Origin of the sequence: Dyella sp. ASV21, assembly GCF_016428975.1 — a bacterium.
Taxonomy (GTDB): Bacteria; Pseudomonadota; Gammaproteobacteria; order Xanthomonadales; family Rhodanobacteraceae; genus Dyella.
Window position 1 is genome coordinate 53,528 of the sequence record NZ_JAELTT010000017.1, and the last position, 23,537, is coordinate 77,064.

Genomic DNA, 23,537 nt, shown 5'->3' on the forward strand with positions numbered 1-23,537 from the left:
CAGCCCATTCCCCGATCCCCTGTACCGGTACGCGACCCCTATAGGGAGATGCGTATTTCCTGGGCGTTTCCAGTCATTCGCGGGGAAGCCGTCCTGCCTCCTCGAGAGTCGCCCCTGCGGATACCTCCCTGCCATAGCCCGCCATCATCGGGTATGGACGGCTGGATGGCTTTACCCCGAAAGGCATAGGAAAGGCATAGCGCCGGTGCCGGAATGCTCACGAAGGTTTAACCGCCCGGCCTGCCATGCTTTCCGTGGTATCGCCTCTTTCCCCACCATGGAGCAGATAGCGCATGAGCAAGATCCGAGTCGCCGTATTGGTCGGCAGCCTGCGCAAGGAGTCGTTCAACCGTCACCTGGCTCGCGCCGTGGAGCGTCTGGCGCCGGACGATTTCCAGTTTGACCACGTGCGTATCGATCACCTGCCGCTCTACAGCCAGGATGTCGATGGCGCGTATCCGGCCGAGTGCCAGGCGCTGAAAAAGGAGATCGAGGCGGCCGACGCGCTGTTGTTCGTCACGCCCGAGTACAACCGCTCCATTCCCGGCGTGCTGAAGAACGCCATCGACATCGCCTCCCGCCCCTGGGGCACCAATTCCTTCGCGGGCAAGCCGGGTGCGGTGATCGGCGTTTCCGTGGGCGCCACCGGCACGGCGCTGGCCCAGCAGCACCTGCGCAATGTGATGGCCTACCTGGACATTCCCACGCTGGGGCAGCCGGAAGTATTCATCCAGAACAAAGAGGGCCTGTTCGATGCCGAGGGGCACATCGGCAGCGAGGGCACGCAGAAATTCCTGCAGGGTTTCGTCGATCGCTACGTGGCGTGGGTGAAGCGGCACACGCACAAATAAGATCGCTGAGGAACATTCCGGCCCGTGGCCGGAATGTTCCGGCAAAGCATCACGCGTCCTTGGCGACGCTGAAGCCGCAGAGCTTTTCCAGTAGTTGCACTTGCACATTGCGTATGGGCTGGCCGCCCGTGGTGCGGGTGCGCAGGTAACGCCCATCGGGCTGCAGCACCCAGGCGCTGGCGTTATCGCTGAGGTACAGGTCCAGTTCTTTCTTCAGGCGACCCTGCAGCTTCTTGCCTTCGACCGGGAAACCCGTTTCCACGCGGCGGTCCAGGTTGCGCTCCATCAAGTCGGCGCTGGCCAGGTAGAACAGCTCTTCGCCGTTGTTGAGGAACCAGTACACGCGGCTGTGTTCCAGAAAACGCCCCACGATGGAACGTACGCGGATGTTGTGCGACACGCCCGGTACGCCCGGCCGCAGACAACACATGCCGCGCACGATCAGGTCGATCTTTACGCCCGCGATGCTGGCCTTGTACAGCGCCCGAATCATCTTGGCGTCGGTGATGGCATTGACCTTGAGGATGATCTGCGCGGGCCTTCCCGCGACCGCATGCGCGGTTTCGCGCGCGATCAGCTCCAGCAGGGTTTTCTTCAGCGTGAACGGCGCATGCAGCAGCTTCTTCATCTGCAGCAGCTTGCCCATGCCGGTGAGCTGGCTGAACAGCTTGTGCACGTCTTCGCACAGCGCTTGATCGGAGGTGAGCAAGCTGTAGTCGGTGTACAGGCGTGCGTTGCCGGTGTGGTAGTTGCCTGTACCCAAATGCGCATAACGCACCAGCTCATCGCCCTCGCGGCGCTGGATGAGCATGAGCTTGGCATGCGTTTTCACGCCCACCACGCCGTAGATCACCATGGCGCCGGCCTGCTGCAGGCGCGAGGCGAGGGTGAGGTTGGATTCCTCATCGAAGCGCGCGCGCAGCTCGATCACCACGGTGACTTCCTTGCCCGCGCGCGCCGCGTCCACCAGCGCGTCCACGATTTCGGAATTGGCGCCACTGCGATATAGCGTTTGCTTGATCGCCAGCACGGTGGGGTCCTTGGCCGCCTGGTGCAACAGGTCGACCACGGGCGCGAACGATTCGTAGGGATGTAGCAGCAATACGTCCTGGCGGCCGATGACTTGGAACAGGTCTTCGGCCTTTTTCAGCGCCTTGGGAATGGACGGCGTGAACGAGGGGTATTGCAGCTCCGGGCGCAGCGTCTTGGTGATCAGGCCGAACAAACGGGCCAGGTTCACCGGGCCGTTCACTTCGTACATTTCGGCGGCGTTGAGGCCGAACTGGCGCAGCAGGTAATCGGTGAGCTCGGGCGGGCAATTGTCGGCCACTTCCAGGCGCACGGCATCGCCGAAGCGGCGCGAGTACAGCTCGCCGCGCAACGCACGCGCGAGATCTTCCACATCTTCCGGGTCGATGGTGAGGTCGGCGTTGCGCGTCAGGCGGAACTGGTAGCAGCCGCGCACGGACATGCCGGGGAACAATTCCTCGGCATGCGCGTGGATGATGGAAGAGAGCAGCACGAAGTTCTCGCCGCCTTCGCTCACCTCGTCGGGCAGGCGAATCAGGCGCGGCAGCACGCGTGGCGCCGGTACGATGGCCAGGCCCGAGTCGCGACCGAACGCGTCGGTGCCTTCCAGTTGCACGATGAAGTTGAGGCTTTTGTTGACCAGCAACGGGAACGGATGAGTGGGATCCAGCCCGATGGGGGTCACCAGGGGCGCCACTTCATGGCGGAAATAACGACGCACCCATTGCTTCTGCTTGGCCGACCACTCGTTGCGGCGCACGATGCGTATGCCATTACGCGCCAGTTCGGGCAGGATGCGGTCGTTGAGAATGCTGTATTGCCGCTCGATCTGCTTGTGCGTGATGTCGCTGATCTCGGCGAGTGCCTTGCGCGGAGGAATACCGTCCGAGCCGACGATCTCATGGTCGAAAGCGATCTGGCTCTTGAGTCCCGCCACGCGGATTTCGAAGAACTCGTCCAGGTTGCTGGAGAAAATCAGCAGGAACTTGAGGCGCTCCAGGATGGGTTTGCTCTCGTCCAGCGCCTGGTCCAGCACGCGAATGTTGAACTGCAACTGCGACAGTTCGCGATGGATGTACAGGCTGGGGTCGCTCAAGTCCGGTGGCGTCGGCGCAGCCGCCGGTGGTGCCGTGGCGGTGGGGGACTTATGCGTCACCTCGACTGGGTGGGTGTCGCGAACTGCGCTGGGACGAACCACGTCGTTACTCATCGACTCACCGTTATCAATACGGGGGCGCGATGTCGCGCCGATCCGCGAAGTTGCATAGTACGGCGCCGATCAAGACCGGGCCATGGCAGCGCAGCACGTCTTCGCACTGTCACGCGTCAGACATATTGCCGAACCTGCCTGACATCTCCATGACATTGCCTGCCGCTGCGTTAGCCGGCTGTGACGCCGTTCAGGGTGTCGGCGCTGCCAGGTAGCGGCTTGGCGGCGCGCCCAGCACGCGGCGAAAGGCGGCGGTAAACGCGCTGGGGTTGCCGTAACCCAGATCCACCGCGACCTGGGTAATGGATTCGCCGTTGCCCAGGCGAGTGAGCGCGGCGAGCAGGCATGCTTGCTGGCGCCACGCGCTGAAACTCATGCCGGTCTCTTCGCGGAAGCTGCGCGTGAAATGACGCCGGCTCATGCCGGCCCGTTGTGCCATATCGTCGATCTTCACCTCCTGCGACGGCTGTTGCAGCAGTTCGCGGCACAGCGTCACCAGGCGCTTTTCGCGGGGCAGCGGCGCGCTCAGGGGCAGGGCCGGCATGCGGCGGATTTCATCGAGCAGCAGCGCCATGACGCGTCCGTCGCGCCCGTCCAGGTCGTACTCGGCCGGCAGGTCAATCGCCTCCTGCAGAAGTTCATGCAGCAGCGGCGATACGGCGATGACCTGGCAGCGCGTGGGCAAGCCAACGGCCAGGGCGGTTTCGGCTTTTACGTAGGCACTGCGCGTGGCGACCGGTCCGCCCATATGCACTTCGTGGGAAACGCCCGCGGGTATCCATAGCGCGCGGCGCGGGGGCACCACCCAGCTGCCTTCGCTGGTGATGGTGGTGAGCACGCCGGTGGAGGCGTATAGCAGTTGGCCACGCCGGTGCGAATGCGCCGGCAGCACGTAGTGCGACGGGTAGTCATTTCCCGTCGCGATGACATCGCGCGGGGTGTTTTCGTAGGCGTCGGCGCGGGTATTACGCACGGGATGGCCCATATTCGATGAAAATTGACCCGTTAACGCATGCGGGCCGAGGGCGACCACTTTAAGGTGACGAACCTGGCGCAGCAAGTCGCGGCGCCATGCCGCAACCCACGAGTCCCCATCCCCATGCAGACCCGCGTTCAAGACCTACCCGTGCCGGCCGCCGCCGCGCCGGCCAAGCACGACACCGAATTCCGCATACTCGGCGCCATCAGCTTCTCGCATCTGCTCAACGACATGATCCAGTCGTTGATCCTGGCGATCTACCCGATCCTCAAAAGCGGCTTCAACCTCAGTTTTGCCCAGATCGGCACGATCACCCTGACCTATCAGCTCACCGCTTCGTTGCTGCAACCGGCCGTGGGCATGATCACCGATAAAAAGCCGATGCCGTATTCGCTGCCGATCGGCATGGGCTTCACCCTGTGCGGCCTGTTGCTGCTGGCGGTGGCGCCCAACTTCACGGTGCTGCTGCTGGCCGCGGCACTGGTGGGTACGGGTTCCTCGGTATTTCATCCGGAATCCTCGCGCGTGGCACGCATGGCCTCGGGCGGTCGTCACGGTCTGGCGCAGTCGTTGTTCCAGGTGGGCGGCAATGCGGGTGCCTCGTTGGGGCCGCTGTTGGCGGCGTGGATCATCGTGCCGCACGGGCGCGGCAGCGTGGCCTGGTTCTCGCTGGCCGCGTTGCTGGCGATGGTGGTGCTGTTTCAGGTCAGCCGCTGGTATCGCGACCACCATGCGGTGCGCGGCAAGGCCAAGGCGCGTCATGCGATGTGGGTGCCGCTCTCGCGTGCGCAGGTGGCGTGGTCGGTACTCATCCTGGGCTTGCTGATCTTCTCCAAGTATTTCTACCTGGCGAGTATCAGCAGCTATTACACGTTCTATCTGATCCACAAGTTCAACGTATCGGTGCCCAACGCGCAGACGCACTTGTTTGTGTTCCTGTTCGCGGTCGCGGCCGGCTCGCTGATCGGCGGGCCGATAGGCGACCGCATCGGGCGCAAGTGGGTGATCTGGGCATCGATCCTTGGCGTGGCGCCGTTCACCTTGCTGTTGCCGCACGCCAACCTGTTCTGGACCGGCGTGCTCACGGTGATCATCGGCTTGATTCTGGCGTCGGCGTTTTCGGCCATCCTGGTGTATGCGCAGGAGCTCATTCCAGGGCGGGTGGGCATGGTCTCGGGCCTGTTCTTCGGTTTCGCCTTCGGCATGGGCGGTATCGGCGCCGCCGTACTGGGCCACATCGCGGATGCACGCGGCATCGAGTACGTGTACGGCCTGTGCGCTTATCTGCCGCTGCTCGGCATCATTACGGCGTTCTTGCCGAACCTGGAGCGCAAGGCGGCCTGAGGCTGCCTGTGCGCCGAGGGTGGTGGCCGTGAAGATTGCGGTTACGGCTGTATGGCTCGGTAGCGCGCAGACCGAAAGTCGCTGGAGGCCCAGCCCTTCGGCTGTTGAAAAGCGCCTCCTGCTTTCGCTGGCATGACGACCATGAAAGGCGTGGTGGAGAAGGACTCGGCCCGTCACCGTCATCCCTGCGCACGCAGGGAGCCGGAGTCTTTAAGGGGCGAAAGCCGCGCGCTCACCCGCAGCCCGCGGCGGTTAAACCACTACCGGCTCCGGCTCCAGCGTTACGCCAAAGGTGGCCTGCACACGCTCGATCACGTGCTGCGCAAAGGCCCACAACTGCTCGCCGGTGGCCTGGCCGTGGTTGACCAGCACCAACGCGTGGCGATTGGAGATGCCGGCATCGCCCTCGCGGGCACCCTTGAGGCCGCTGGCTTCGATCAACCAGGCCGCGGAGAGTTTCCAGCGGCCATCGGCGCCCGCCCATGACACCAGCGCGGGATGTGCGTGCTTGAGCGCTTCGCCCGTGGCGGCGTCCACGATGGGGTTCTTGAAGAAGCTGCCGGCATTGCCGATCACCGCGGGGTCCGGCAGCTTGCGGGTGCGCAGGTGCACCACCGCCTCGGCCACATGGAATGGCGCGGGCTTGGCGACGCCCATGCGCGCCACTTCCTCGCGGATGCCGGCATAGTCCATGCGCAACTCACGCGAGCGGGGCAGGGCAAAGCGCACGGCCGTCACGATGTAGCGGCCCGGTTGATGCTTGAACACCGAGTCACGATAAGCGAAAGAACAGGCCGCGCGATCGAGCGTGGTGACACGGTGCTCTTCGGTATCCCACGCTTCCACGCTCTCGATGAACTCGGCGGCTTCCGTACCGTAGGCTCCGATGTTCTGGATGGGCGCGGCGCCCACCGTGCCGGGAATCAGGATCAGGTTCTCCAGGCCGGCATAGCCTTGGCCCAGGGTCCAGCGCACGAAATCATCCCAGCGCTCGCCAGCGGCCACGGCAATGCGGGCCACGTCGCCATCCTGCTCCACCTGTACGCCGCGCGTGGCCATGGCCAGCACGGTGCCGTGGAAGTCGCCCGTGAACAGCATGTTGCTGCCTTCGCCCAACACCAGCAACTTGCCCTGGCGCACGGCGGGGAAGTTCAGCAGCTCCGGAAGCTTGGATGCGTCGTGCACCTCGGCCAACAGGTCTGCCCGCGCATGGACACGTAGCGTATTGCGCTGGCCCAGCGAAGCGTTTTCGATCAGGGTGTAACCGCCCATGTCCACGCGCTCAGCCACCGTGGGAGCCCTCGCGTTGGCGGCGAATCTCATCGACGCATTCGGCGATCAAGGCCGGGCCTCGATAGACCATGCCGGAATAGATCTGCACCAGCGACGCCCCCGCATCGATCTTCTCGGCCGCGTCGCCGCCATCGAGAATGCCACCGACGCCAATGATGCCCAGTCGATCACCCACACGCTGGCGCATACCGCGCAGCACCGCCGTGGCGCGCGCAAACAGCGGCTTGCCGGAGAGGCCACCCACTTCGTTGCCATGGGGATCGCTGGCCACCGCCGAGTGGTCGATGGTGGTGTTGGTGCAGATGACGCCGTCCACCTTGGCGGCGAGCAGCACGTCGGCAATGGCATCGAGCTCGGTTTCGCTGAGGTCGGGGGCGATCTTGAGCAGCATCGGTTTGCGCGCGCCGCTCTGCGAGCCCAGTCGCTCCTGCGCCTCGCGCAGGGTTTCGATAAAGCGGCGCAGCGTTTCCTCTTCCTGCAGGTCGCGCAGCCCCTGGGTGTTCGGCGAGGAAATGTTTACCGTGATGTAGCTGGACAGCGCATAGACACGCTCCAGGCAGAACAGGTAGTCGTCCACCGCCTTTTCGTTGGGGGTGTCCTTGTTCTTGCCGATATTGATGCCGAGCACACCGCGGTAGCTGGACTGCTGCACATTGCGCACCAGCGCGTCCACGCCGGCGTTGTTGAAGCCCAGGCGATTGATCACCGCCTCGTGGTTGGGCAGGCGGAACATGCGCGGCTTGTCGTTGCCCGGCTGCGGTCGCGGCGTGGTGGTGCCCACTTCCACAAAGCCAAAGCCCAGCGCGCCCAGCGCGTCGAGGTGATCGGCATTCTTGTCCAGCCCCGCCGCCAGACCGACCGGGTTGGGAAAGCGAATGCCGAACGCGGTGGTCGGCAGCTCGGCCGGCGGCTTGGCGATGAGGTGGATGAAGTTGCTGCGCTGTGCCACGTCCAGCCCATAGAGGGTGACGCGATGCGCGGCTTCCGCGTCGAGCGCGAACAGCAGGGGACGTATGAAGTTGTACATGTTCAGGGCACCTTGCCCACGTAGATAACCGTGTCGTAGTCGAAGCTCACGCGGCCATTCACTTGGCAGCGATCGAACAGTTCTTGCAGTGCGCGCAGCATGGGCTCATGTGACGGATGCCCTTCACGCGGCGCGTACGAGGAGGACATCAGGCGGCCGCGTAGCGCATCGAAATCCAGCCACTGGCCATGGTCGAAACGCCCCATGCCGAGATAGCCCGGGCCGAACCACGCCCGCATGCTGGTTTCGTCGCCGTAGCGTTCGGCCACGCTGGTGTAATCGGTGCCATAGGTTTTCAACAGCGCTTCATAGCCTTCGAGGAAGGGCGTGCCGACCAGGCGGCGCGAGTTCCACACCACGGCGACCAACCCGTTCGGGGCGAGGATGCGTTGAAATTCACGGCGCGCGGCATCCTGGTCGAACCAATGGAACGCTTGCGCCACCACCACGAGATCTACGCTGGCATCGTCCAGTCCAGTGGCGGTGGCTCGGCCGTCGATGAGGCGAAAGTGCGGGTTGTCGCCCAGCCATTGTTCGGCGGCATGGCGCATGGGCTCGTTGGGTTCCACCGCGATCACACGGTAGCCGCCGTCCAGAAACAGCTTGCTGGAAATACCCGTGCCCGCGCCGATATCGGCTACCCAGCCGTGCGGGTTCACGCCGTACTCGCGCTGCAGCCATTCCAGCATGGCAACGGGATAATCGGGGCGATAGCGTACGTAGTCGGCGACACGGTCACTGAAACGCTCGGTAGGCTTGAGGTCACTCATCGGCGTCATCCTGTCAGCAATTGGCCGCCATCCACGCACAGCGTTTGGCCGGTGATCCACTGCGCATAGGGCGAGGCGAGGAACAGCGCCGCATGGGCGATTTCCTCCGGCGCACCGAAGCGTCCGAAGGGAATTTTGGCGAGCGTGCGCTGGTACAGCTCGGGCGCCTCGGTCTTGCGGCGATCCCACAGGCCATCGGGGAATTCGATGGAGCCCGGCGCAATCGCATTAACGCGAATACGGTGTTCGGCCAGCGTGAGCGCTTGCGAGGTGGTGTATTGATTGAGTGCCGCCTTCACTGCCGCATACGCGGGTCCGCGTACGCCGGGGTGAAAAGCCGCGATGGATGACGTGTGCAGGATACAGCCACGGGCGGAAGCGGTCAGAAAGGGAAGGGCGTGGCGCGAGGCGCGCACGGCGGCCATCAGATCCACGCGGAAACCCGCTTCCCAGCCGTCGTCGTCGTCCTGGAAACCGTATCCGCTGGCGTTGTTCACCAGCACATCGATGCCGCCGAGTATGTCGGCCGCCTCGCGCACATAGGCGGCAATGGCATGGCCGTCGCCGAGGTCGCAGGGCTTGGTGTGTACGGTGACGCCGCAGGCGGCGATGGCGTGATGCACCTCATCCAGCGCCTGCGCTCCACGTGCGCAAACCGACACGGCGGCCCCGGCCTGCGCGAAGGCGAGGGCGATGCTGCGACCGATGCCACGGCTGCCACCCGCCACCACGACGCGATAGCCACGGAAATCGAAGGGCGAGGTGCGAGCGTCCGTCGGGTTCCGCGTGTCGGCCATGATCAATGTCCGTTGAGGAAGTGCGCGCCCAGGCCCAGTCCGAACACCAGCGCCGCGACGAAGAACAGCGTAGCCAATGCCATGCAGGCCAATTGCACATAGCCCAACACCATGCCGACCACGGCGAGTGCATCGCCCTCCTGCGCACCGAGCGGAGCCCGGCGAATCTCGCCGCGCGCCAGATGTCCACATACGATGGCGACCAAAGCGCCCACCAGCGGCAGCATGCACCACGACAGAATGCCGAACACCAGGCTCACGATGGCCAGTGCGTTGGTGGTGCGGGTAGCGGGCTGATAGCTCATGGCAATGCACATCCTGCGCAGGGGCGCGATGTAACGCACGACCGGCGCAGGTGCGCCGGTCGTGGGAGGGTCTTACAGGTCGAACTTGATGCCCTGGGCCAGCGGCAGCGAGTTCGAGTAGTTGATGGTGTTGGTCTGTCGGCGCATGTACACCTTCCACGCATCCGAGCCGGACTCGCGACCGCCACCGGTTTCCTTCTCGCCACCGAAAGCGCCGCCAATCTCCGCGCCCGAGGTACCGATGTTGACGTTGGCGATGCCGCAATCCGAACCGGCCGCCGACAGGTACTGCTCGGCCGACTTGAGGTTCTGCGTGAAAATCGCCGAGGACAGGCCCTGTGGCACGCTGTTCTGCAGCTCGATGGCCTCGTCCAGCGTCTTGAACGGCATCACGTAGAGGATCGGCGCGAAGGTTTCGGTCTGCACGACCTCATCGCTGTTCTTCAAGCCCGTGACGATGGTGGGCAGCACGAAGTTGCCCGGGCGATCGCTCAGCGCGGCGCCACCCGTGCGTACCGTGCCGCCCGAGGCCTTGGCCTTCTCCACCGCGGCGAGGTAAGCCTGCACGGCTTCCTTGCTGTTGAGCGGGCCCATCAGCGTGGTCGCCAGGGTCGGGTCACCGATCTTGCCTTCCACCTGCTTGTAGGCAGCGACCAGCGTGTCCGTCACTTCGTTGGCGATCGATTCGTGCACGAACAGGCGGCGCGTGGTGGTGCAGCGCTGGCCGGCCGTGCCGACGGCGCCGAACACAATGGCCGGGATCGCCAGCTTCAGGTCCGCGCTCTCATCCAGGATGATGGCGTTGTTGCCGCCCAACTCCAGCAGCGAGCGCGCCATGCGCTTGGCCACGCGCTCACCCACGTGACGGCCCACCTTGGTGGAGCCGGTGAAGCTGATCAGCGGAATGCGGTGATCGTCCACGAACGCCTGCGACAGTTCCACGCCAGCATCGTTGAACAGGAAGAAGATGTCCGGGAAGCCGGCTTCCTTCAGCGCATCGTTGCAGATCTTCATGGTGGCGATGGCCGAGAGCGGGGTCTTCGGCGAAGGCTTCCAGATGCAGATATCGCCGCAGATGGCCGCCAGGAATGCATTCCACGCCCACACCGCCACCGGGAAGTTGAACGCGCTGATGATGCCCACCAGGCCCAGCGGCTGGTACTGCTCGTACATGCGATGGCCCGGACGCTCCGAATGCATGGTGTAGCCATAGAGCATGCGGCTCTGGCCCACCGCGAAGTCGGCGATGTCGATCATCTCCTGCACCTCGCCATCGCCCTCCGGCTTGATCTTGCCCATTTCCAGGGCCACCAGCGAACCGAGCGCGTCTTTATGCTTGCGCAGCGCTTCGCCGCACAGGCGTACAGCCTCACCGCGACGCGGAGCCGGCGTGGTGCGCCACACCTTGAAGGCTTCCTGGGCGCGCTGGACGATCACCTCGTAATCCGCCGCGCTGGAGGCGTGCACCGCGGCGATCACCTCGCCGGTAGCCGGGTTGACCGGCTGCAAGGTGCCGGCGTCGGTGGTCTTGGACCACTCGCCATTACCCAGATACGTGCCCGAATGCGTGTTGCCAAGACCGAGTGCGGTGAGGATTTCGTGGGACATGCCAACTCCTGGACCGGGGCGCGGGGAAAGCGCCGGGATGAAAACGGCCATTCTAGCAGGCGCCCCAAACCACGGATCGCGCTGGCCGGCGATCCATGCCAGAATTCCACTGCTGCCCCCGTAGCTCAGCTGGATAGAGCGTCCCCCTCCTAAGGGGAAGGTCGTACGTTCGAATCGTATCGGGGGCACCATTTCAAAGACGCGCTTGATCAAAGCGCATGCCTGCGGTCCCTTCCTGAGGACGATGCGGGAGCAGCTACTTTGCCGATCCATGTTAATGGGCGCCCATTGGCGAACCCCTCATTACACCCGATAGAACGTCATTGATGAGGCCGCCTGGCGTTATGAAGCTTGGGCGCGCTGAGCGGACTGCGCCGCCCAATAGCGATCGGCGCGGAGCCGGTGCACGGCAGGACGTTGGATACTTCCAGGGTTGCGCGATAAGTCCATGCGCCTATTCGCCTTGCGCGACAAGGTTGGATCAAGATTTCCCCATGGCGCTCCTTGCCCCTTCGCGGTCGACAGCAGGTCAGGCTGTCCGCAGGGAGAGCCCGGGGTCTTGATGTTACGTGGCAATACCTGACGCGCCGGGGCGGCCTTGCGGAAGCCGTATGCTGTAGCGATTCAGTAATCGTTCACAGCGATCCTTTCATCGCATACAATATGCGACGACCGTCACGTTCGGCAGGGTCGCCGAAGGATACGGGCGATAGGGGGCAGGGCTTGTGTTTCAGGGAATAATGGAAATGAAATCGCTCACGGAACTCGAGGCTAAGTTGAAGGACAGCGGTCTGACGCCGCACGGTGATGCCAGGACGGTATTGTCCACCCCGGGCGCATTTCAAATAGGTTCGACCTACGTTTCCATGACGGCCATGGTGGGACTGCGCGCTGCCGTGTTTCTCAATTTTTCCGCTGGCCAACACACCGGCATGCAGGTGTCGATGCATGGGACGGTCGACGAGGTTCGTCGCCTGGCACGTGAGCTGTTGCGACACGCTGACGCAGCGGATGCCGCACAGAAACAGCCCCAGTCCGGGGCCGGCGTGCCGGTCTGACATCGAACGGGTGTCACCCTCTGCCTGAACAGGCTTTTGAGGCATGTCGCGCCTGCTACCGTTTGCTGTCGGCTTAACGCGACGTCGATGGAAGCCCCCCTGCGGGGGCGCACACGTATTCCATGCAACTGCATTCGCTGGGTGATGTCGTCGACCAGACGTTTAAGTACACCCCTTCCGCAGCGGCGATTGCCGCCGCATGACGCGCCGCGTCGGTTCACGACCGTTGCACAATTTCTCGGCTCTAATCCCTTGAGGAGGGCGCGTCACTTCGGTGGCGTTCGCCTCTGTGTAAACCCGGCTTCTTTGCGGCCTTCCACGCGTGGGAGGCCGCATCTCGCTCAACCGTTCGAGGTCCTGTGTGCAGGGCGTCATGGGTTGGCTTGAAGGGTATTGCGCTGGTCCGTTCGCGGGACTCAAGACAGGAGTGTCTACATGCGGCAAGGGTGTTCTTCTTTGGTATCGCCAGCATGGACGAAGAGCCACATGCACCGGCTACTGTTCGGTTGCGCCGCGTTGGCCATCGTGCCCACAGCCTTCGCGCAATCGAACGATTCTGCCGGTGACCTCAAGGCGCAAGTGGCGCAGATGCGTCAACAGATGCAGGCGCAGCAGGCCGTGATGCAGAAGATGCAGCAGCGGCTGGACGAGTTGGAGGCCAAGGAAGAGGCGCAAGCCAAGGTAGTTGCGACGCCACCAGCGTCGACGCCGGCCATCCCCTCGGCCTCGGTGCAACCCACCCCTTTGCTGGCGTATACAGGGGAAGGGGCTTCCAATACACCGCCGCCGTATCGTCCACCCTCCGCGCCGGCTGGTGTGGCCGAGCCGCTCCCTGAGGGCTACGTGCGCCTGGGTGACACTGGCAATCTGCTCAAGCTCGACCTGGTGGCGCAGTTGGACACCATGATCGACAACACCCACATGGGTTCGAAGGATCTATTTGTCCCTTCGTCCATTCCCGTGCGTGGGCAGCCGTTCTACAACTCCGGCTGGAACACCAACCTGAGCGCGCGGCAAAGCATTTTCCGCATGGATTTCCGCCGGGACACCGATTACGGCGTGCTCAAGGTGGTCTACAAGAACAACTTCTTCGGTAGCGGCACGGGCGATATGCCGTACAACATGCAGTTCTTCTACGGTGAGTTGGAGAACGAGCGCTACCGTTTGCTGGTGGGTTACAACATCTCTGCCTTTACCGATATCGATGTGTTCCCCAACACGCTCGATTACGAAGGGCCCAACTCGTTTAACTTCAAGTACGGCCCGCAGCTGCGCTTTGTGCCGGTGTTGCACAAATGGGGGGACAGCACGCTCACCATGCCCATGTCCATGGAGAAGCCCAACGCCGATATCACCACGATCGGCCATTACTCGCCGTATTCGCGTCTGGCGGACTTCACCTTGGGCCTTCGCTGGGAAACGCCGAGCTGGCATGTGCAGTGGTCCAACCTGTATCGCGACTTGGGCATGGAAGATTCCACCACCGGCAAAACCCAGCGCACCAACGCATTCGCCACCCAGCTCACTGGCAGCGCCAAGTTGTTCAAGTACGACAGCGTGCAAGGCTGGTTCAGCAATGGCCACGGTTTTGCCAACTTCCTGCAGGACATCTCGGGTCTCGGTTTGGATGCCGCATTCAACAACCAGGGCGTATTGCGCGCCATTCGCGCGCGCGGCTGGGGCATGGGCTACACGCATGGCTGGACCGAGACGCTCAGCTCCAGCGCTTCCTACGGCTATCTGCGGATAAGCCCCTCGGCCAATATGCTCATCAGCGACGAATTACCCAAAAGCACCAAGTTCGCCTCGCTCAACCTGGCATGGCAGTTCAGTCAGCGCGCGATGGTGGGCATCGAGTACCTCTGGGGCCAGAACATTGCGCTTACCGATATGCGTGGGCAGGGACAGCGCGTGCAAACCACGTTGCGCTACGACCTGAATCCCTGAGTCGTGACCTGCCCAGCGCAGCACCTTAGGCGCGGCCGGTCGCAGGCATCCGCCATGGCAGGCTTGTAGAAGCGCCGCCGCATGCACGGGGAACCACCATGTCTACGCCACCGGTAAAGAAAATGGGCTTGCTGGGAGCCTCCTCCCTGGTCGTTGCCAACATGGTGGGTACGGGTTTGTTCCTGTTGCCTACCAGCCTGGCCAACATCGGCAGCATTTCCCTGTTCGGCTGGATCGTGGCGGCCATTGGCGCCAGCGCGTTGGGCTTGGTGTTCGCGCACCTGGGTATGGTGGAACCGCAGGCGGGCGGTCCGTACGCGTATGCACGCGATCACCTGGGACCTTTCGCGGCGTTTCAGACCAACTTTCTGTACTGGGGTGCCAATGTCATCGGCAACGTGGCGATTGCGGTATCGGTAACCGGCTATTTGGCGGTGTTCTTTCCGGGGCTCAAAAGCCCGTGGGTCGCCAATGCCTGCACGGCGGGCATCATCTGGCTATTTATCTGGCTTAACACGCGCGGGGCGAATGTGGTTGGCCATTTCACCACGGTGAGTACCGTGGCCGGCATTCTCCCCATCGCCTTCGTGGGCCTGCTTGGCTGGTACTGGTTTCGCGCGGACGTGTTCATGCAGGGTTGGAACCCGCAGAGCCTGCCCACGGGTTCCGCCATCACGCGCAGCGCATCCATCGCCTTGTGGGCCTTTCTGGGGGTCGAGAGTGCGGCGGTTTCCGCAGGCGTTATCGACAACCCCAGGCGCAATGTACCGCTGGCCACCGTCATCGGCCTCATCGTTTCGACGGTGATTTATGTCGTGTGCTGCACGGTCATGATGGGCCTGTTGCCCAATGCCGAGCTGCGCACCTCGGGCGCCCCCTTTGCCGAAGCCGCACGCGTCATGCTGGGCAATTGGGCCGCCATCGTGATTTCGCTGGCGGCCATTCTCAAGGCAGCCGGTGCGCTGGTGGGCTGGATTCTCATCGTGGCCCAATCCGCCCAGGCCGCCGCGCAGGATGGCATGTTCACCCGCAGCTTTGCGCTCACCAACCAGCACGGCATGCCCGCACGCAACCTCATCATCACCGGCGTTTTGATGACGATTTTGCTGGCGCTCACCACCTCGCCCAATATCGCCACCCAATTCGCCACTATCACCAGCGCCACCGTGGTGCTGATGGCGCTGCCGTATATCTACTCGGTGGTGGCCATGTGGCGTCTTAATCGCACTATCGGTCTTACGCCAGGCAAGCAGCGCCTTTTGATCTTCGTGGGCTTGCTGGCCTGTGCGTATTGCGTGGGCGTGGTGCTGGGCCAGTCCGCCGAACTCAATCGCCAGGCTTTTATCGTGATGCTCGTTTCCACGCCGCTGTTTGCACTGGTGAAGGTGCAGCAAACCATCGTCGGTAAGGTGAGGGGCAGGGCGATCAAAAGCGTGCGAATGCATCTGCCACGTGCAAAGAAGCCTACATGACACCGCCGCTTTTAAAGCGCCCTCATGTCAAAGGAGCCCGTCCATGAAAGCCGTTGCCTGCTTGTCGATGCTCGCTGCCTTGCTTGTCCCCGCCATGACCTTCGCCCAAACGGGCGGGTGCGATGCCAAGCGGCAATCCATCGAAAACGAAATCGCCTACGCACAATCCCGTGGCAATACCGCGCGTGTGCAAGGGCTGCAAAAAGCGCTGGCAGAGGTGAACGCCCATTGCACGGATGCATCCCTTCAACGTGAGGCGGATCAAAAGGTGGCCAACGCCCGGGATACGTTGACGGAACGCGAGCAAGAGCTTCAGGAGGCGAAAGATCAAGGCAAGAGCCCGCAAAAGATCGCCGACCGCCAGCGAAAAGTGGACGAGGCGCATGCCAAACTGGAGCAAGCGCTTATGGATGCCGGACGCTGACGCCGCAGTCTCGAATGCCGAGGCACCATGGCATGCCTGTGCCTCGCCCAGCGCGCCTGAGGCTGATCCAGTCGGTGGCTGGATACGCCCCCGCGCTGAACAACCCTCATCAAGCGCTACCGGGCGCGCCTGCGTCGCACGGCATGCAGGCGTGCCCGGTGGTAGAGACTGGTGTGTGGTGTCGGACTCGGTGGAGTCTTCGCCTGTGTCGGTGACGACACGGTGGCGTGACGTCCTTGGCCGCATGGCGCTGGCGGCTACGGCGGATGCTGTGACGCGATGCCATCTGACAAAGGGCGCGGTTGCGCTTCGCTAGCATGGGCTTGCTGCGCGCACTGGCGTTTGACCGGTAGCGTGCGTAGCCATGGCATCCCGGCCATGCAGCGCGGATCGCGTGAGCGGTAACTCACACGATCCGCTAACCATCACCAACTGATCTGGAGTTGATCATGGCTACCCACGATCATACGGCACGCGCACGCCTGTTCGTTCCCTCACCCGGCGTGCATGCTCCCTTCGCTGACACCCCCGCGATGGCAGGCGAAAGCGCTGTCACGCAGCAACGCCTTATCCATATTCACAGCATCGCCAACGCGGCCGACGCGCTGCTGAACCTGCTGCTGGATGGTGAAGCAGCGCAGGCCGGCCCCATGCCGGCGCAGCCCTTGGCGTCGCGCCGATTGCCGCTAACTCTCCTGGAAACCGAGGGTTTGGTAACCGCCGTTCACTACCTGCATGCGTATGCACACATACTCGGCCGTGAACCCTCTCCGAACGCCTGACCCGCGCGTTGATCGCTCGGGCGGAGCATCGGTTGTTAGCCCCGACGCATCCGTTAACGGGCTTTTGCGCACACCCATTGCGGCGCTTAACCTACACACTTCTCTGTAGGTGCGTCGCCATGCTTCCGTCGTCTCCGACAGGAGAAAAACGCCCATGCATCGTATCGCCTTGCATTCGCTCCTATCGGCAACCGCCGAAGTGCCCTTGCGCCGTATTGGCTTGCCCATGAGGCACATGAAAGAGCTACTGCGAGGCACCCGCATCACCACGCCGGAAACGGCACTACGCCTCGCGCGTGGCCTTCGACACCCGTACGCTGTACTGGTTGATGTTGCGGGCGCGGTTTGTGTTGGAAAGCGCGGCTGAGCCTGATTCCATAGCGAATGCGACGGAGTGCGGCCCGTAGCGCGGCGTGGAGCAGAGAAAGACGCGAACGCGCCTTTGGTACCGCGCGAGTCTGACCCCGTACCTGACGAGGGGGCATCGACCAACGGGGACGTTCCACGCCAGGCGAACTGTGATGCAGTGCAGATACGCGAGGGGTTAGCGGTATTGCCGCTCTGCACAATTACGGAGTCCCTGACAGCGGCAGCGCATTAAGGGGACGTAGCGTAGGGCACACCACCACTATCAGGGCGCCTCATGTCTCGTGACTTTCTAGTACCTGTTTGTCGTTTCCGCTCCGCGTGGCGTGGCGCAGGCCGTGTAGCGGCAGTGGCATACAGCATCATCGAGAAGGAAGGAGCCCAGATCTTGAGGATCGACGGTGATGGTTATCTGTTTGTCACACCCGCCGGTCACGCGCATAGTCAAAAGCTGCTCAAGAGCCATACCAACTGCATAGTCGGGCAGTACAACGCCAAGGCCAAGGTCGACTACATCCGCTCGGACATCATCGCGACCGCTGCCAGCATCAAGCGGTAATGGCTGCTTTCAGCTAGTGCTCGGCGCGACATGGCGCTTTTGTCGCATGACGATCGGCCAGGATAGACTGGCCGAATCTCCTGTCGTTGGATGGACAGCACATGCTGCTGAAGCGCCTGTCGTGGATAGGCTTCTTGCTCGGCTTCAGCGCCGCAGCACCAGCCATGGCAGGCTCGCCCAGCGCGGGAGCCGCACCCAGGGTGCTTATCATTGGCGACTCCCTGTCGCAGGGGTACACCCCCTATGTCGCAAGGCAACTCGCGGGCGGCGCAACGGTTACCCGCATTGACGAGAATGGGCAAAGCTCTGCCTATGGCGCGCAGTGGGTGGATACCTGGCTAGGCGATACAAAGTGGGATGTCATTACTTTCAATTTCGGGCAGTGGGATATCTGCTATCGCAACCCGGATCTTCCCAGTGAGGACAACCGCGACAAGGTCCATGGGGTCATCGCAGTAAGCCCCGATCCATACCGGAGAAATCTGGAGCGGATCGTGGCGCGCCTCAAGCAAACCAAGGCGCGCCTGCTATGGGTCAGCACCACTGTTGTTCCGGAAGGCGAGCCGTGCCGTAAGCCGGAAGACGCGATCCGCTACAACCAGATCGCCAAAGCGGTGATGGACGCCAACGACATCGCCACAGTTGATCTCTACAGCCCCACGGCGCGCTTCGAGCCATCGCTCTTCAAGCGACCGCATAACGTGCATTATTCGGCTGCGGGGTATCAGCGGCTCGGGGAGATCGTTGCTCAGGCGATTGATGCGGCGTTGCCGCGTTCGAGTGCTCGCATGACTCCTGGCGCCGGCAAGTAAGGCCTATACGACGCAGGCGGAAGCGGGCGTGTTGCTTCAATCGGATCTCGCTGGCGGCTTTGCGGGCTGTTTAGAGCCATATCACGTGCAATACGCCATTACCAAGCCCGTCGTAACCATAGACCGTATTGAGCCCTTCCGGATCACCCACACCCTGCAGCCTATCGTCGGCGTCATAGGCGACACGCTCCAGGTCAACTGCTTCGGATATCGGAAAACAAAAAGGCCCGCGTGAGCGGGCCTTTTCATATTTGCGGGTTTCGTTGAAACCCTCTGTTGGTACCGGTGATAGGACTCGAACCTACACGACATCGCTGCCAGTGGATTTTGAGTCCACCGCGTCTACCATTCCGCCACACCGGCATTACAGCGGGCCATTATGCCCGGTTCAGTGCACCGGGTCGAGACCCAGTTGGCGATCGGTGCGCTGGTACTGGTGGTTGTGGCCCAGGGGCTGGAAAACCGCGCAGTGGGTCATCTGGCCGGAATAGATGTGCAGGCTCACGGACACGGCGTCGCCACTGGGGTTGCGGATGGTGTGGTACTCGTGGGGCGGGATCAGGCTGCCGGCGGAGCCGGGGCCGGCCTGGATGGAGCCCACGGGCTGGAAGCGGTAGTGGCCGTCTTCGTCGGCCAGGCGCTCGTACTGCACCACTTCAAGGGCGCCGCTCCATACGCCCTCCACGCACCACATGCCGCAATGGTCGTGGATGGGGGTGCCCTGACCCGGGCCCCAGGTCATGGCGACCACGCAGTAGCCATGTTCCTCGCTGCGGTACAGCTCGCGGCGGGCGTAGCGGCCTTCGGCGGTCTCGAATACGCAGTCGGGCAGTTTCACTTTCTGGCCGCGGATGAGGTCGCACAGGCTGTTGCGCAGGCTGTCGGTGACGGCGCGCGTGCAGTCGTGGGACACGGCAGCATCGATGGCGTCGATCAGTTGGCGGGAGCCGGGGAAATCCAGGGTGAGCATGTGATTCTCGGATGCGTTGCTGCCGGACCATCTTAGCAGCGCGGGGCCGGCGGCGCAGACGGGCCGTTCAGAGTCGGCCGAGAAAGCCGCCAATGGCGCGGCTGTAGTTGGGTATATCCACCAGGAAGGCGTCGTGGCCTTGGGGTGAGTTGAGCGCTACGAATTCCACCTCGGCGCCGGCGGCGCGCAGGCCGTCGGCGATTTGCTCCTGCTGTTCCAGCGGGAACAGGATGTCGGTGCTTACGCCGATCACCATGGCCTGTTGGATGCGGATGCGCTTGAGGCCTTCCATCACGTCGCCGTCGCCGTATTCGCTGATGTCGAACCAGTCGCTGGCGCGGGAGAGATAGAGGTAGCTGTTGGGGTCGAAGGTGTGTACGAAGCGGCGCGCGTGGCCTTCCAGGTACGACTCCACTTCGAATTCCAGGCCGAAGGGGTTGTCGTCGCGCTGTTCGGCGTCCAGGCGGATGCGAGCGAAGCGGCCGTTCCATTCCATGGCGGAGCGGTAGGTGATCACGCCCAGTTTGCGGGCGATGCTCATACCGGTTTCCGGGTAATGCGCGTCGTCGTATTGGCCATTGTTCCACTGGGGGTCCAGGCGAATGGCTTCCCGCTGCAACGAGCGGATGGCAATGGCGAAGGGCTGCGCCTGCGGGGCGGTGTCCACGCTGATGTGTGCGCGCACGCTGCCCGGGTGCAGCACCATATAGGCCAGCGCGCTCATGCCGCCCATGGAGCAGCCGATAAGGCAGGCGAGCTGGTCGATGCCCAGGCTGCGCACGGCTTGGTGCGCGGCGTTGGCGACGTCTTCCAGGGAAAGCTCGGGGAAGGTAAGGCGGTAGGGCGCGCCGGTGGCCGGATCGATGGAGGCCGCGCAGGTGGAGCCCTTGTCGCTGCCCAGCGAGTTCACGCAGATGACGAACCAGCGCGAGGTATCGATGGCCCTGCCGGGGCCGATCATCGGCTCCCACCAGCCGGGCGTGGGGTCTTGGTCGTTGGATGCCGCGTGCGCGCTCGGCGAGAGGCCGGTGAGAAGGAGCACGGCATTGTCGCGTGCGGCGTTGAGTTCGCCCCAGGTTTCGTACGCCACCTGCGCGCCATGCAGTTCGCCGCCGCGTTTCATGGCGAACGGCGAGGAGAGGGCGACATAGCGGCGTGCGTCGTGAGTCATCAATGAACCTTGTCGATGGTGATGCGGATGGGCGAGTGCGTGTTCACATCCACCACGCCGGCATCGCCTTCCAGGTCGCCGGCCTGGGCAATGGCCTGGCCGCTCTTGCTGATGCGGGCGCCGACGAATACGCGCGAGGCCGAGGACAGTTTGAATTGCGGCGTCATGCCCATCGCATCGGTGAGGGTAACGCTGGTCGGCAATGCGCTGGCATTCATGCGCGCGACCGCTAGCGGCATCGGCGGGCCGTTTTCAGCGCGGGCGTAGACAAATAGCGTGTCCCCAGCGGCGAGTTGGTTTTTGAGCGAAGGTGACAGCGCCACCTGCACCTGCAGGGCGGGGCCTTGCTGCGCGCTCGCGGCGGGCGGCGTTTCGGGCGCGGTCTTGCCGCCATCGTTGGCGCGCGCTTCGGCCACGGCAATCTGTTCGGCGACGGCCTTGGCGACGGAGGAGTCGGGATCGAGCTGGGGCTGCAATTGGCGCCAGGTGGCAGCGGCGTCGCGGAAACGGTCGTGCTGGAACTGGCTGATGCCGAGCAGCCACAGGCCGCGCTGGCTTTGCGGGTCAAGCTTTACGGCGCGTTCGAGCAACTCGGCGGCACGGCCTTCGATGCGGTGATCGTCGCGCAGCAGGGAATCGGCTTCGGCCCAGCCCACCATCGCCACGCTGTTGTCGGCGTCGATGCGTAGCGCCTGGTCATAGGCGTTGCGCGCATCGGCGGGGCGACGCATCACGGCATAGGTCTGCGCGAGCAGCATCCAGCCTTGCAGGTCACCGGGTTGTTGGGCGAGGTGGCTTTGCAACTCGGCCACCGCCTGATCGATGTTCATGCTGGGCGGTTGCTGCGCCACGCCATGCAGCGTGGCCGGCGTGCCCACCACGAGGTAGATGCCCACGGCGGCTATCGGCAACGCGAAAGCGATGGCCAGCGCCAGCGCAAAGACGCCGCGCGAGCGGCCTTCGCGGCGGCCATGACGCATCAAGGGTAGCAACAGCAAGAGCAGCGCCACGGCGATCATCACCGCGGCGATCAAAAAGAAGGCCAGCCTCACCAGTCGTCCCCTTCGTCGGTCGGCTTGTTGTCCGTGCTTGCCGCAAGCGCTGTGGTGCTGCGACGACGCACTGTGACGAACACCACAGCCGCGCCCGCCAGCAGGATCACCAGCGGCCCGAACCACAGCAGTAGCGTGCCGGATTTCACCGGTGGGTCGTAGAGCACGAAATCGGAGTAGCGATCGACCAGGTATTGCTTGATCTCATCGTCGCTCTTGCCTTGCTGCATCAGCTGGAACACTTCGCGGCGCAGGTCGCGGGCAAGGTCGGCATTGGAGTCGGCGAGGTTTTCGTTCTGGCATACCAGGCAGCGCAGTTCGCGGGTGAGCTTTTGAAAGCGCACCTCTTCCGCGTGATCCTTGAACGGCAGCGGGTCGATGGCTTGCGCGGTCACGTTGCCGGCAGCGAGCAGCATTACCAGGGCGAGCGAGCGGAGCAGGGCGCGCATTACGGCGTTTCCTTCCTGAGCGCGGCAATGGCGGGCTTGAGTTCTTTTTCGATGACATCGGGTGTGAGCTGGCCGATGCGCTTGTAGCGAATCACGCCCTTGGCATCCACTAGAAAGCTTTCCGGCGCGCCATACACCCCAAAGTCGATGGCGGTGCGGCCTTCCTGATCGACGATCACCATGTCGTACGGGTTGCCGTGCCGTGCCAGCCACGCATTGGCATCGTCGGGGGCATCTTTGTAGTTATAGCCGACGATGGGCACGCCGATGGATTTGCCCCGCGCCATCAGCACCGGGTGTTCCTCGCCGCATGCCACGCACCAGCTGGCAAAAACGTTGATGAGGTACGGCTTGCCCAGCAGCGCATCGCGGCTGACGGTTTGCGTGGGGTCGTCCAGGCGCGGCAGCACAAATGCGGGGGCCGGCTTGTTGATGAGCGGAGAGGGTACTTCGCGCTGGTCATGCTGGGTGTTCCACCAGATGCCGAAGCCGAACAGTGCCACCAGCAGCAGGAAGCCGAAGAAGGGCAGCAGGCGACTCATGCGCGTGACTCCTGCAGCACCGGCGTTGCCACGGGGGACGCCTCGGCCACGCGCTTGGCGCGGAAGCGGCGGTCGGCGGCGGCAAAGAAGCCACCCAGCATCATGAGCAGGCCGCCCGCCCAGATCCAGCGCACGAAGGGCTTGTCGTAAAGCCGCAGCGCCCAGGCGCCATCGGGATGCTGACGATCCATCGGCTCGCCCAGCGCCACGTAGAGGTCGCGGAACAGGCCGGGCGCAATCGCCGACTCGGTCTGTACCTGGCCGCGCGTGTAAGTCCGCTTCTGCGGATGCATGACAGCCACTTCGTTACCATTGCGCAGCACGGTGACGGTGCCCTGATCGCCCTGCCAGTTGGGGCCGGTGGTTTCCTGCACGCCATCAAAGCGGAAAGCGTAGCCGCCGATGCTTTCGGTTTGCCCCGGCGCCATGCGTACATCGCGCTCCACGCTGAGTGCATTGGTGAGCAGGACGCCAGCGAGGAACACACCCACGCCAAAGTGGGCGAGCAGCATGCCGGCCATTTCAGCGGGATAGCGGCGCCCGGCGGGCATCTCCCGCCAGCGCTTGAACACATAGAGCAAAGTGCCGAAGCAGCACCACACGGCCGCCGCCGTGCCGGCGATGGCCTTGCTTTCGCCGCTGGTGACCAGCGCCGCCACGATGGCGCAGGCCAGTGCCGCCAAACCGGCGCGCCATAGCACGCGCTTGAGCAGCGACATG

At 63.5% G+C, this 23,537-nt stretch carries 23 protein-coding genes and 2 tRNA genes; 10 read left to right on the plus strand and 15 right to left on the minus strand.

Annotated elements, in window-relative coordinates:
• The first annotated feature begins 293 nt into the window (after positions 1–293).
• On the plus strand, positions 294–851 hold the full coding sequence (locus JHD67_RS08160) for an NAD(P)H-dependent oxidoreductase (protein WP_199098678.1): 558 nt from the start codon (positions 294–296) through the stop codon (positions 849–851).
• Positions 852–900: 49 nt separating this feature from the next.
• Here the strand turns inward: JHD67_RS08160 and ppk1 are convergent, their stop codons facing one another.
• Both ppk1 and JHD67_RS22875 read right to left on the minus strand, forming a co-directional pair.
• A complete protein-coding gene (gene ppk1, locus JHD67_RS08165) occupies positions 901–3,090 on the minus strand; it encodes a polyphosphate kinase 1 (RefSeq protein ID WP_199098679.1) in 2,190 nt (729 codons plus the stop codon).
• Between the two features lie 190 nt (positions 3,091–3,280).
• Complete coding sequence (locus JHD67_RS22875) at positions 3,281–4,063, minus strand: helix-turn-helix transcriptional regulator (protein ID WP_199098680.1); 783 nt, start codon at positions 4,061–4,063, stop codon at positions 3,281–3,283.
• Between the two features lie 126 nt (positions 4,064–4,189).
• Between JHD67_RS22875 and JHD67_RS08175 the strand changes: the two genes are divergently transcribed.
• Positions 4,190–5,413, plus strand: a complete 1,224-nt coding sequence (locus JHD67_RS08175; protein WP_199098681.1) for an MFS transporter — start codon at positions 4,190–4,192, stop codon at positions 5,411–5,413.
• 252 nt (positions 5,414–5,665) lie between these two features.
• On the opposite strand, the gene murB is transcribed toward JHD67_RS08175, so the two are convergent.
• The 6 genes from murB to JHD67_RS08205 form a co-directional block, all read right to left on the minus strand.
• The gene (murB, locus tag JHD67_RS08180; RefSeq protein WP_199098702.1) at positions 5,666–6,685 is read right to left on the minus strand and encodes a UDP-N-acetylmuramate dehydrogenase; all 1,020 of its coding nucleotides are present in this window, start codon (positions 6,683–6,685) and stop codon (positions 5,666–5,668) included.
• Positions 6,686–6,695: 10 nt separating this feature from the next.
• Positions 6,696–7,733, minus strand: a complete 1,038-nt coding sequence (locus JHD67_RS08185) for a quinone-dependent dihydroorotate dehydrogenase (protein ID WP_199098682.1) — start codon at positions 7,731–7,733, stop codon at positions 6,696–6,698.
• A 2-nt stretch (positions 7,734–7,735) separates the two neighbouring features.
• The gene (locus tag JHD67_RS08190) at positions 7,736–8,503 is read right to left on the minus strand and encodes a class I SAM-dependent methyltransferase (protein WP_199098683.1); all 768 of its coding nucleotides are present in this window, start codon (positions 8,501–8,503) and stop codon (positions 7,736–7,738) included.
• Between the two features lie 5 nt (positions 8,504–8,508).
• A complete protein-coding gene (locus tag JHD67_RS08195) occupies positions 8,509–9,300 on the minus strand; it encodes an SDR family oxidoreductase (protein ID WP_199098684.1) in 792 nt (263 codons plus the stop codon).
• Positions 9,301–9,302: 2 nt separating this feature from the next.
• The gene (locus JHD67_RS08200) at positions 9,303–9,605 is read right to left on the minus strand and encodes a DUF4190 domain-containing protein (protein WP_199098685.1); all 303 of its coding nucleotides are present in this window, start codon (positions 9,603–9,605) and stop codon (positions 9,303–9,305) included.
• A gap of 72 nt (positions 9,606–9,677) precedes the next feature.
• Entirely contained in the window at positions 9,678–11,213 is a 1,536-nt protein-coding gene (locus tag JHD67_RS08205) for an aldehyde dehydrogenase family protein (RefSeq protein ID WP_199098686.1), read from the minus strand.
• A gap of 114 nt (positions 11,214–11,327) precedes the next feature.
• Between JHD67_RS08205 and JHD67_RS08210 the strand changes: the two genes are divergently transcribed.
• The 8 genes from JHD67_RS08210 (at position 11,328) to JHD67_RS08245 (ending at position 18,633) form a co-directional block, all read left to right on the plus strand.
• Positions 11,328–11,404, plus strand: a tRNA-Arg gene (locus JHD67_RS08210).
• A gap of 555 nt (positions 11,405–11,959) precedes the next feature.
• Positions 11,960–12,271, plus strand: coding sequence for a hypothetical protein (locus tag JHD67_RS08215; RefSeq protein WP_199098687.1), 312 nt, complete (start codon positions 11,960–11,962; stop codon positions 12,269–12,271).
• A 486-nt stretch (positions 12,272–12,757) separates the two neighbouring features.
• The gene (locus JHD67_RS08220; protein ID WP_199098688.1) at positions 12,758–14,218 is read left to right on the plus strand and encodes a DcaP family trimeric outer membrane transporter; all 1,461 of its coding nucleotides are present in this window, start codon (positions 12,758–12,760) and stop codon (positions 14,216–14,218) included.
• A gap of 98 nt (positions 14,219–14,316) precedes the next feature.
• A complete protein-coding gene (locus JHD67_RS08225; protein ID WP_199098689.1) occupies positions 14,317–15,690 on the plus strand; it encodes an amino acid permease in 1,374 nt (457 codons plus the stop codon).
• Between the two features lie 43 nt (positions 15,691–15,733).
• Positions 15,734–16,114 carry a DUF1090 domain-containing protein gene (locus tag JHD67_RS08230; protein ID WP_199098690.1) on the plus strand — a complete coding sequence of 127 codons (381 nt, stop codon included), beginning with the start codon at positions 15,734–15,736 and terminating at the stop codon, positions 16,112–16,114.
• 449 nt (positions 16,115–16,563) lie between these two features.
• Positions 16,564–16,896 carry a hypothetical protein gene (locus JHD67_RS08235; RefSeq protein ID WP_199098691.1) on the plus strand — a complete coding sequence of 111 codons (333 nt, stop codon included), beginning with the start codon at positions 16,564–16,566 and terminating at the stop codon, positions 16,894–16,896.
• A 754-nt stretch (positions 16,897–17,650) separates the two neighbouring features.
• A complete protein-coding gene (locus tag JHD67_RS08240; protein ID WP_199098692.1) occupies positions 17,651–17,821 on the plus strand; it encodes a hypothetical protein in 171 nt (56 codons plus the stop codon).
• A 101-nt stretch (positions 17,822–17,922) separates the two neighbouring features.
• Positions 17,923–18,633 carry an SGNH/GDSL hydrolase family protein gene (locus JHD67_RS08245; protein ID WP_199098693.1) on the plus strand — a complete coding sequence of 237 codons (711 nt, stop codon included), beginning with the start codon at positions 17,923–17,925 and terminating at the stop codon, positions 18,631–18,633.
• A gap of 277 nt (positions 18,634–18,910) precedes the next feature.
• Here the strand turns inward: JHD67_RS08245 and JHD67_RS08255 are convergent.
• The 7 genes from JHD67_RS08255 to JHD67_RS08285 all read right to left on the minus strand — a co-directional run.
• Positions 18,911–18,996 (minus strand) — tRNA-Leu (locus JHD67_RS08255).
• A 25-nt stretch (positions 18,997–19,021) separates the two neighbouring features.
• Positions 19,022–19,603 carry a cysteine dioxygenase family protein gene (locus JHD67_RS08260; protein WP_199098694.1) on the minus strand — a complete coding sequence of 194 codons (582 nt, stop codon included), beginning with the start codon at positions 19,601–19,603 and terminating at the stop codon, positions 19,022–19,024.
• Positions 19,604–19,670: 67 nt separating this feature from the next.
• Positions 19,671–20,774 carry a homoserine O-acetyltransferase gene (locus tag JHD67_RS08265; RefSeq protein ID WP_199098695.1) on the minus strand — a complete coding sequence of 368 codons (1,104 nt, stop codon included), beginning with the start codon at positions 20,772–20,774 and terminating at the stop codon, positions 19,671–19,673.
• The gene (locus JHD67_RS08270; RefSeq protein WP_199098696.1) at positions 20,774–21,826 is read right to left on the minus strand and encodes a tetratricopeptide repeat protein; all 1,053 of its coding nucleotides are present in this window, start codon (positions 21,824–21,826) and stop codon (positions 20,774–20,776) included. Before JHD67_RS08270 ends, JHD67_RS08265 begins: the two co-directional genes overlap by 1 nt.
• Positions 21,823–22,275: a cytochrome c-type biogenesis protein gene (locus JHD67_RS08275; RefSeq protein WP_199098697.1), complete on the minus strand. Its 453-nt coding sequence runs from the start codon at positions 22,273–22,275 to the stop codon at positions 21,823–21,825. The genes JHD67_RS08270 and JHD67_RS08275 overlap by 4 nt, the downstream gene beginning before the upstream one ends.
• Positions 22,275–22,817: a DsbE family thiol:disulfide interchange protein gene (locus tag JHD67_RS08280; protein WP_199098698.1), complete on the minus strand. Its 543-nt coding sequence runs from the start codon at positions 22,815–22,817 to the stop codon at positions 22,275–22,277. Before JHD67_RS08280 ends, JHD67_RS08275 begins: the two co-directional genes overlap by 1 nt.
• Positions 22,814–23,537, minus strand: a 724-nt coding sequence (locus JHD67_RS08285) for a cytochrome c-type biogenesis CcmF C-terminal domain-containing protein (protein ID WP_304487902.1), incomplete at its 5' end; no start/stop codon positions are given. The genes JHD67_RS08280 and JHD67_RS08285, both read right to left, overlap by 4 nt.

What these genes read in the sequence shown, in the direction of transcription:
- JHD67_RS08265 (WP_199098695.1), bottom strand. Translation starts at nt 20,774, where the DNA reads ATGACTCACGACGCACGCCGCTATGTCGCCCTCTCCTCGCCGTTCGCC.
- JHD67_RS08275 (WP_199098697.1), bottom strand. Translation starts at nt 22,275, where the DNA reads ATGCGCGCCCTGCTCCGCTCGCTCGCCCTGGTAATGCTGCTCGCTGCC.
- JHD67_RS08230 (WP_199098690.1), top strand. Translation starts at nt 15,734, where the DNA reads ATGAAAGCCGTTGCCTGCTTGTCGATGCTCGCTGCCTTGCTTGTCCCC.
- JHD67_RS08215 (WP_199098687.1), top strand. Translation starts at nt 11,960, where the DNA reads ATGAAATCGCTCACGGAACTCGAGGCTAAGTTGAAGGACAGCGGTCTG.
- JHD67_RS08160 (WP_199098678.1), top strand. Translation starts at nt 294, where the DNA reads ATGAGCAAGATCCGAGTCGCCGTATTGGTCGGCAGCCTGCGCAAGGAG.
- JHD67_RS08245 (WP_199098693.1), top strand. Translation starts at nt 17,923, where the DNA reads ATGCTGCTGAAGCGCCTGTCGTGGATAGGCTTCTTGCTCGGCTTCAGC.
- JHD67_RS08260 (WP_199098694.1), bottom strand. Translation starts at nt 19,603, where the DNA reads ATGCTCACCCTGGATTTCCCCGGCTCCCGCCAACTGATCGACGCCATC.
- JHD67_RS08185 (WP_199098682.1), bottom strand. Translation starts at nt 7,733, where the DNA reads ATGTACAACTTCATACGTCCCCTGCTGTTCGCGCTCGACGCGGAAGCC.
- JHD67_RS08280 (WP_199098698.1), bottom strand. Translation starts at nt 22,817, where the DNA reads ATGAGTCGCCTGCTGCCCTTCTTCGGCTTCCTGCTGCTGGTGGCACTG.
- JHD67_RS08190 (WP_199098683.1), bottom strand. Translation starts at nt 8,503, where the DNA reads ATGAGTGACCTCAAGCCTACCGAGCGTTTCAGTGACCGTGTCGCCGAC.
- JHD67_RS08225 (WP_199098689.1), top strand. Translation starts at nt 14,317, where the DNA reads ATGTCTACGCCACCGGTAAAGAAAATGGGCTTGCTGGGAGCCTCCTCC.
- JHD67_RS08220 (WP_199098688.1), top strand. Translation starts at nt 12,758, where the DNA reads ATGCACCGGCTACTGTTCGGTTGCGCCGCGTTGGCCATCGTGCCCACA.
- ppk1 (WP_199098679.1), bottom strand. Translation starts at nt 3,090, where the DNA reads ATGAGTAACGACGTGGTTCGTCCCAGCGCAGTTCGCGACACCCACCCA.
- murB (WP_199098702.1), bottom strand. Translation starts at nt 6,685, where the DNA reads ATGGGCGGTTACACCCTGATCGAAAACGCTTCGCTGGGCCAGCGCAAT.
- JHD67_RS08200 (WP_199098685.1), bottom strand. Translation starts at nt 9,605, where the DNA reads ATGAGCTATCAGCCCGCTACCCGCACCACCAACGCACTGGCCATCGTG.
- JHD67_RS08195 (WP_199098684.1), bottom strand. Translation starts at nt 9,300, where the DNA reads ATGGCCGACACGCGGAACCCGACGGACGCTCGCACCTCGCCCTTCGAT.
- JHD67_RS08235 (WP_199098691.1), top strand. Translation starts at nt 16,564, where the DNA reads ATGGCTACCCACGATCATACGGCACGCGCACGCCTGTTCGTTCCCTCA.
- JHD67_RS08175 (WP_199098681.1), top strand. Translation starts at nt 4,190, where the DNA reads ATGCAGACCCGCGTTCAAGACCTACCCGTGCCGGCCGCCGCCGCGCCG.
- JHD67_RS08205 (WP_199098686.1), bottom strand. Translation starts at nt 11,213, where the DNA reads ATGTCCCACGAAATCCTCACCGCACTCGGTCTTGGCAACACGCATTCG.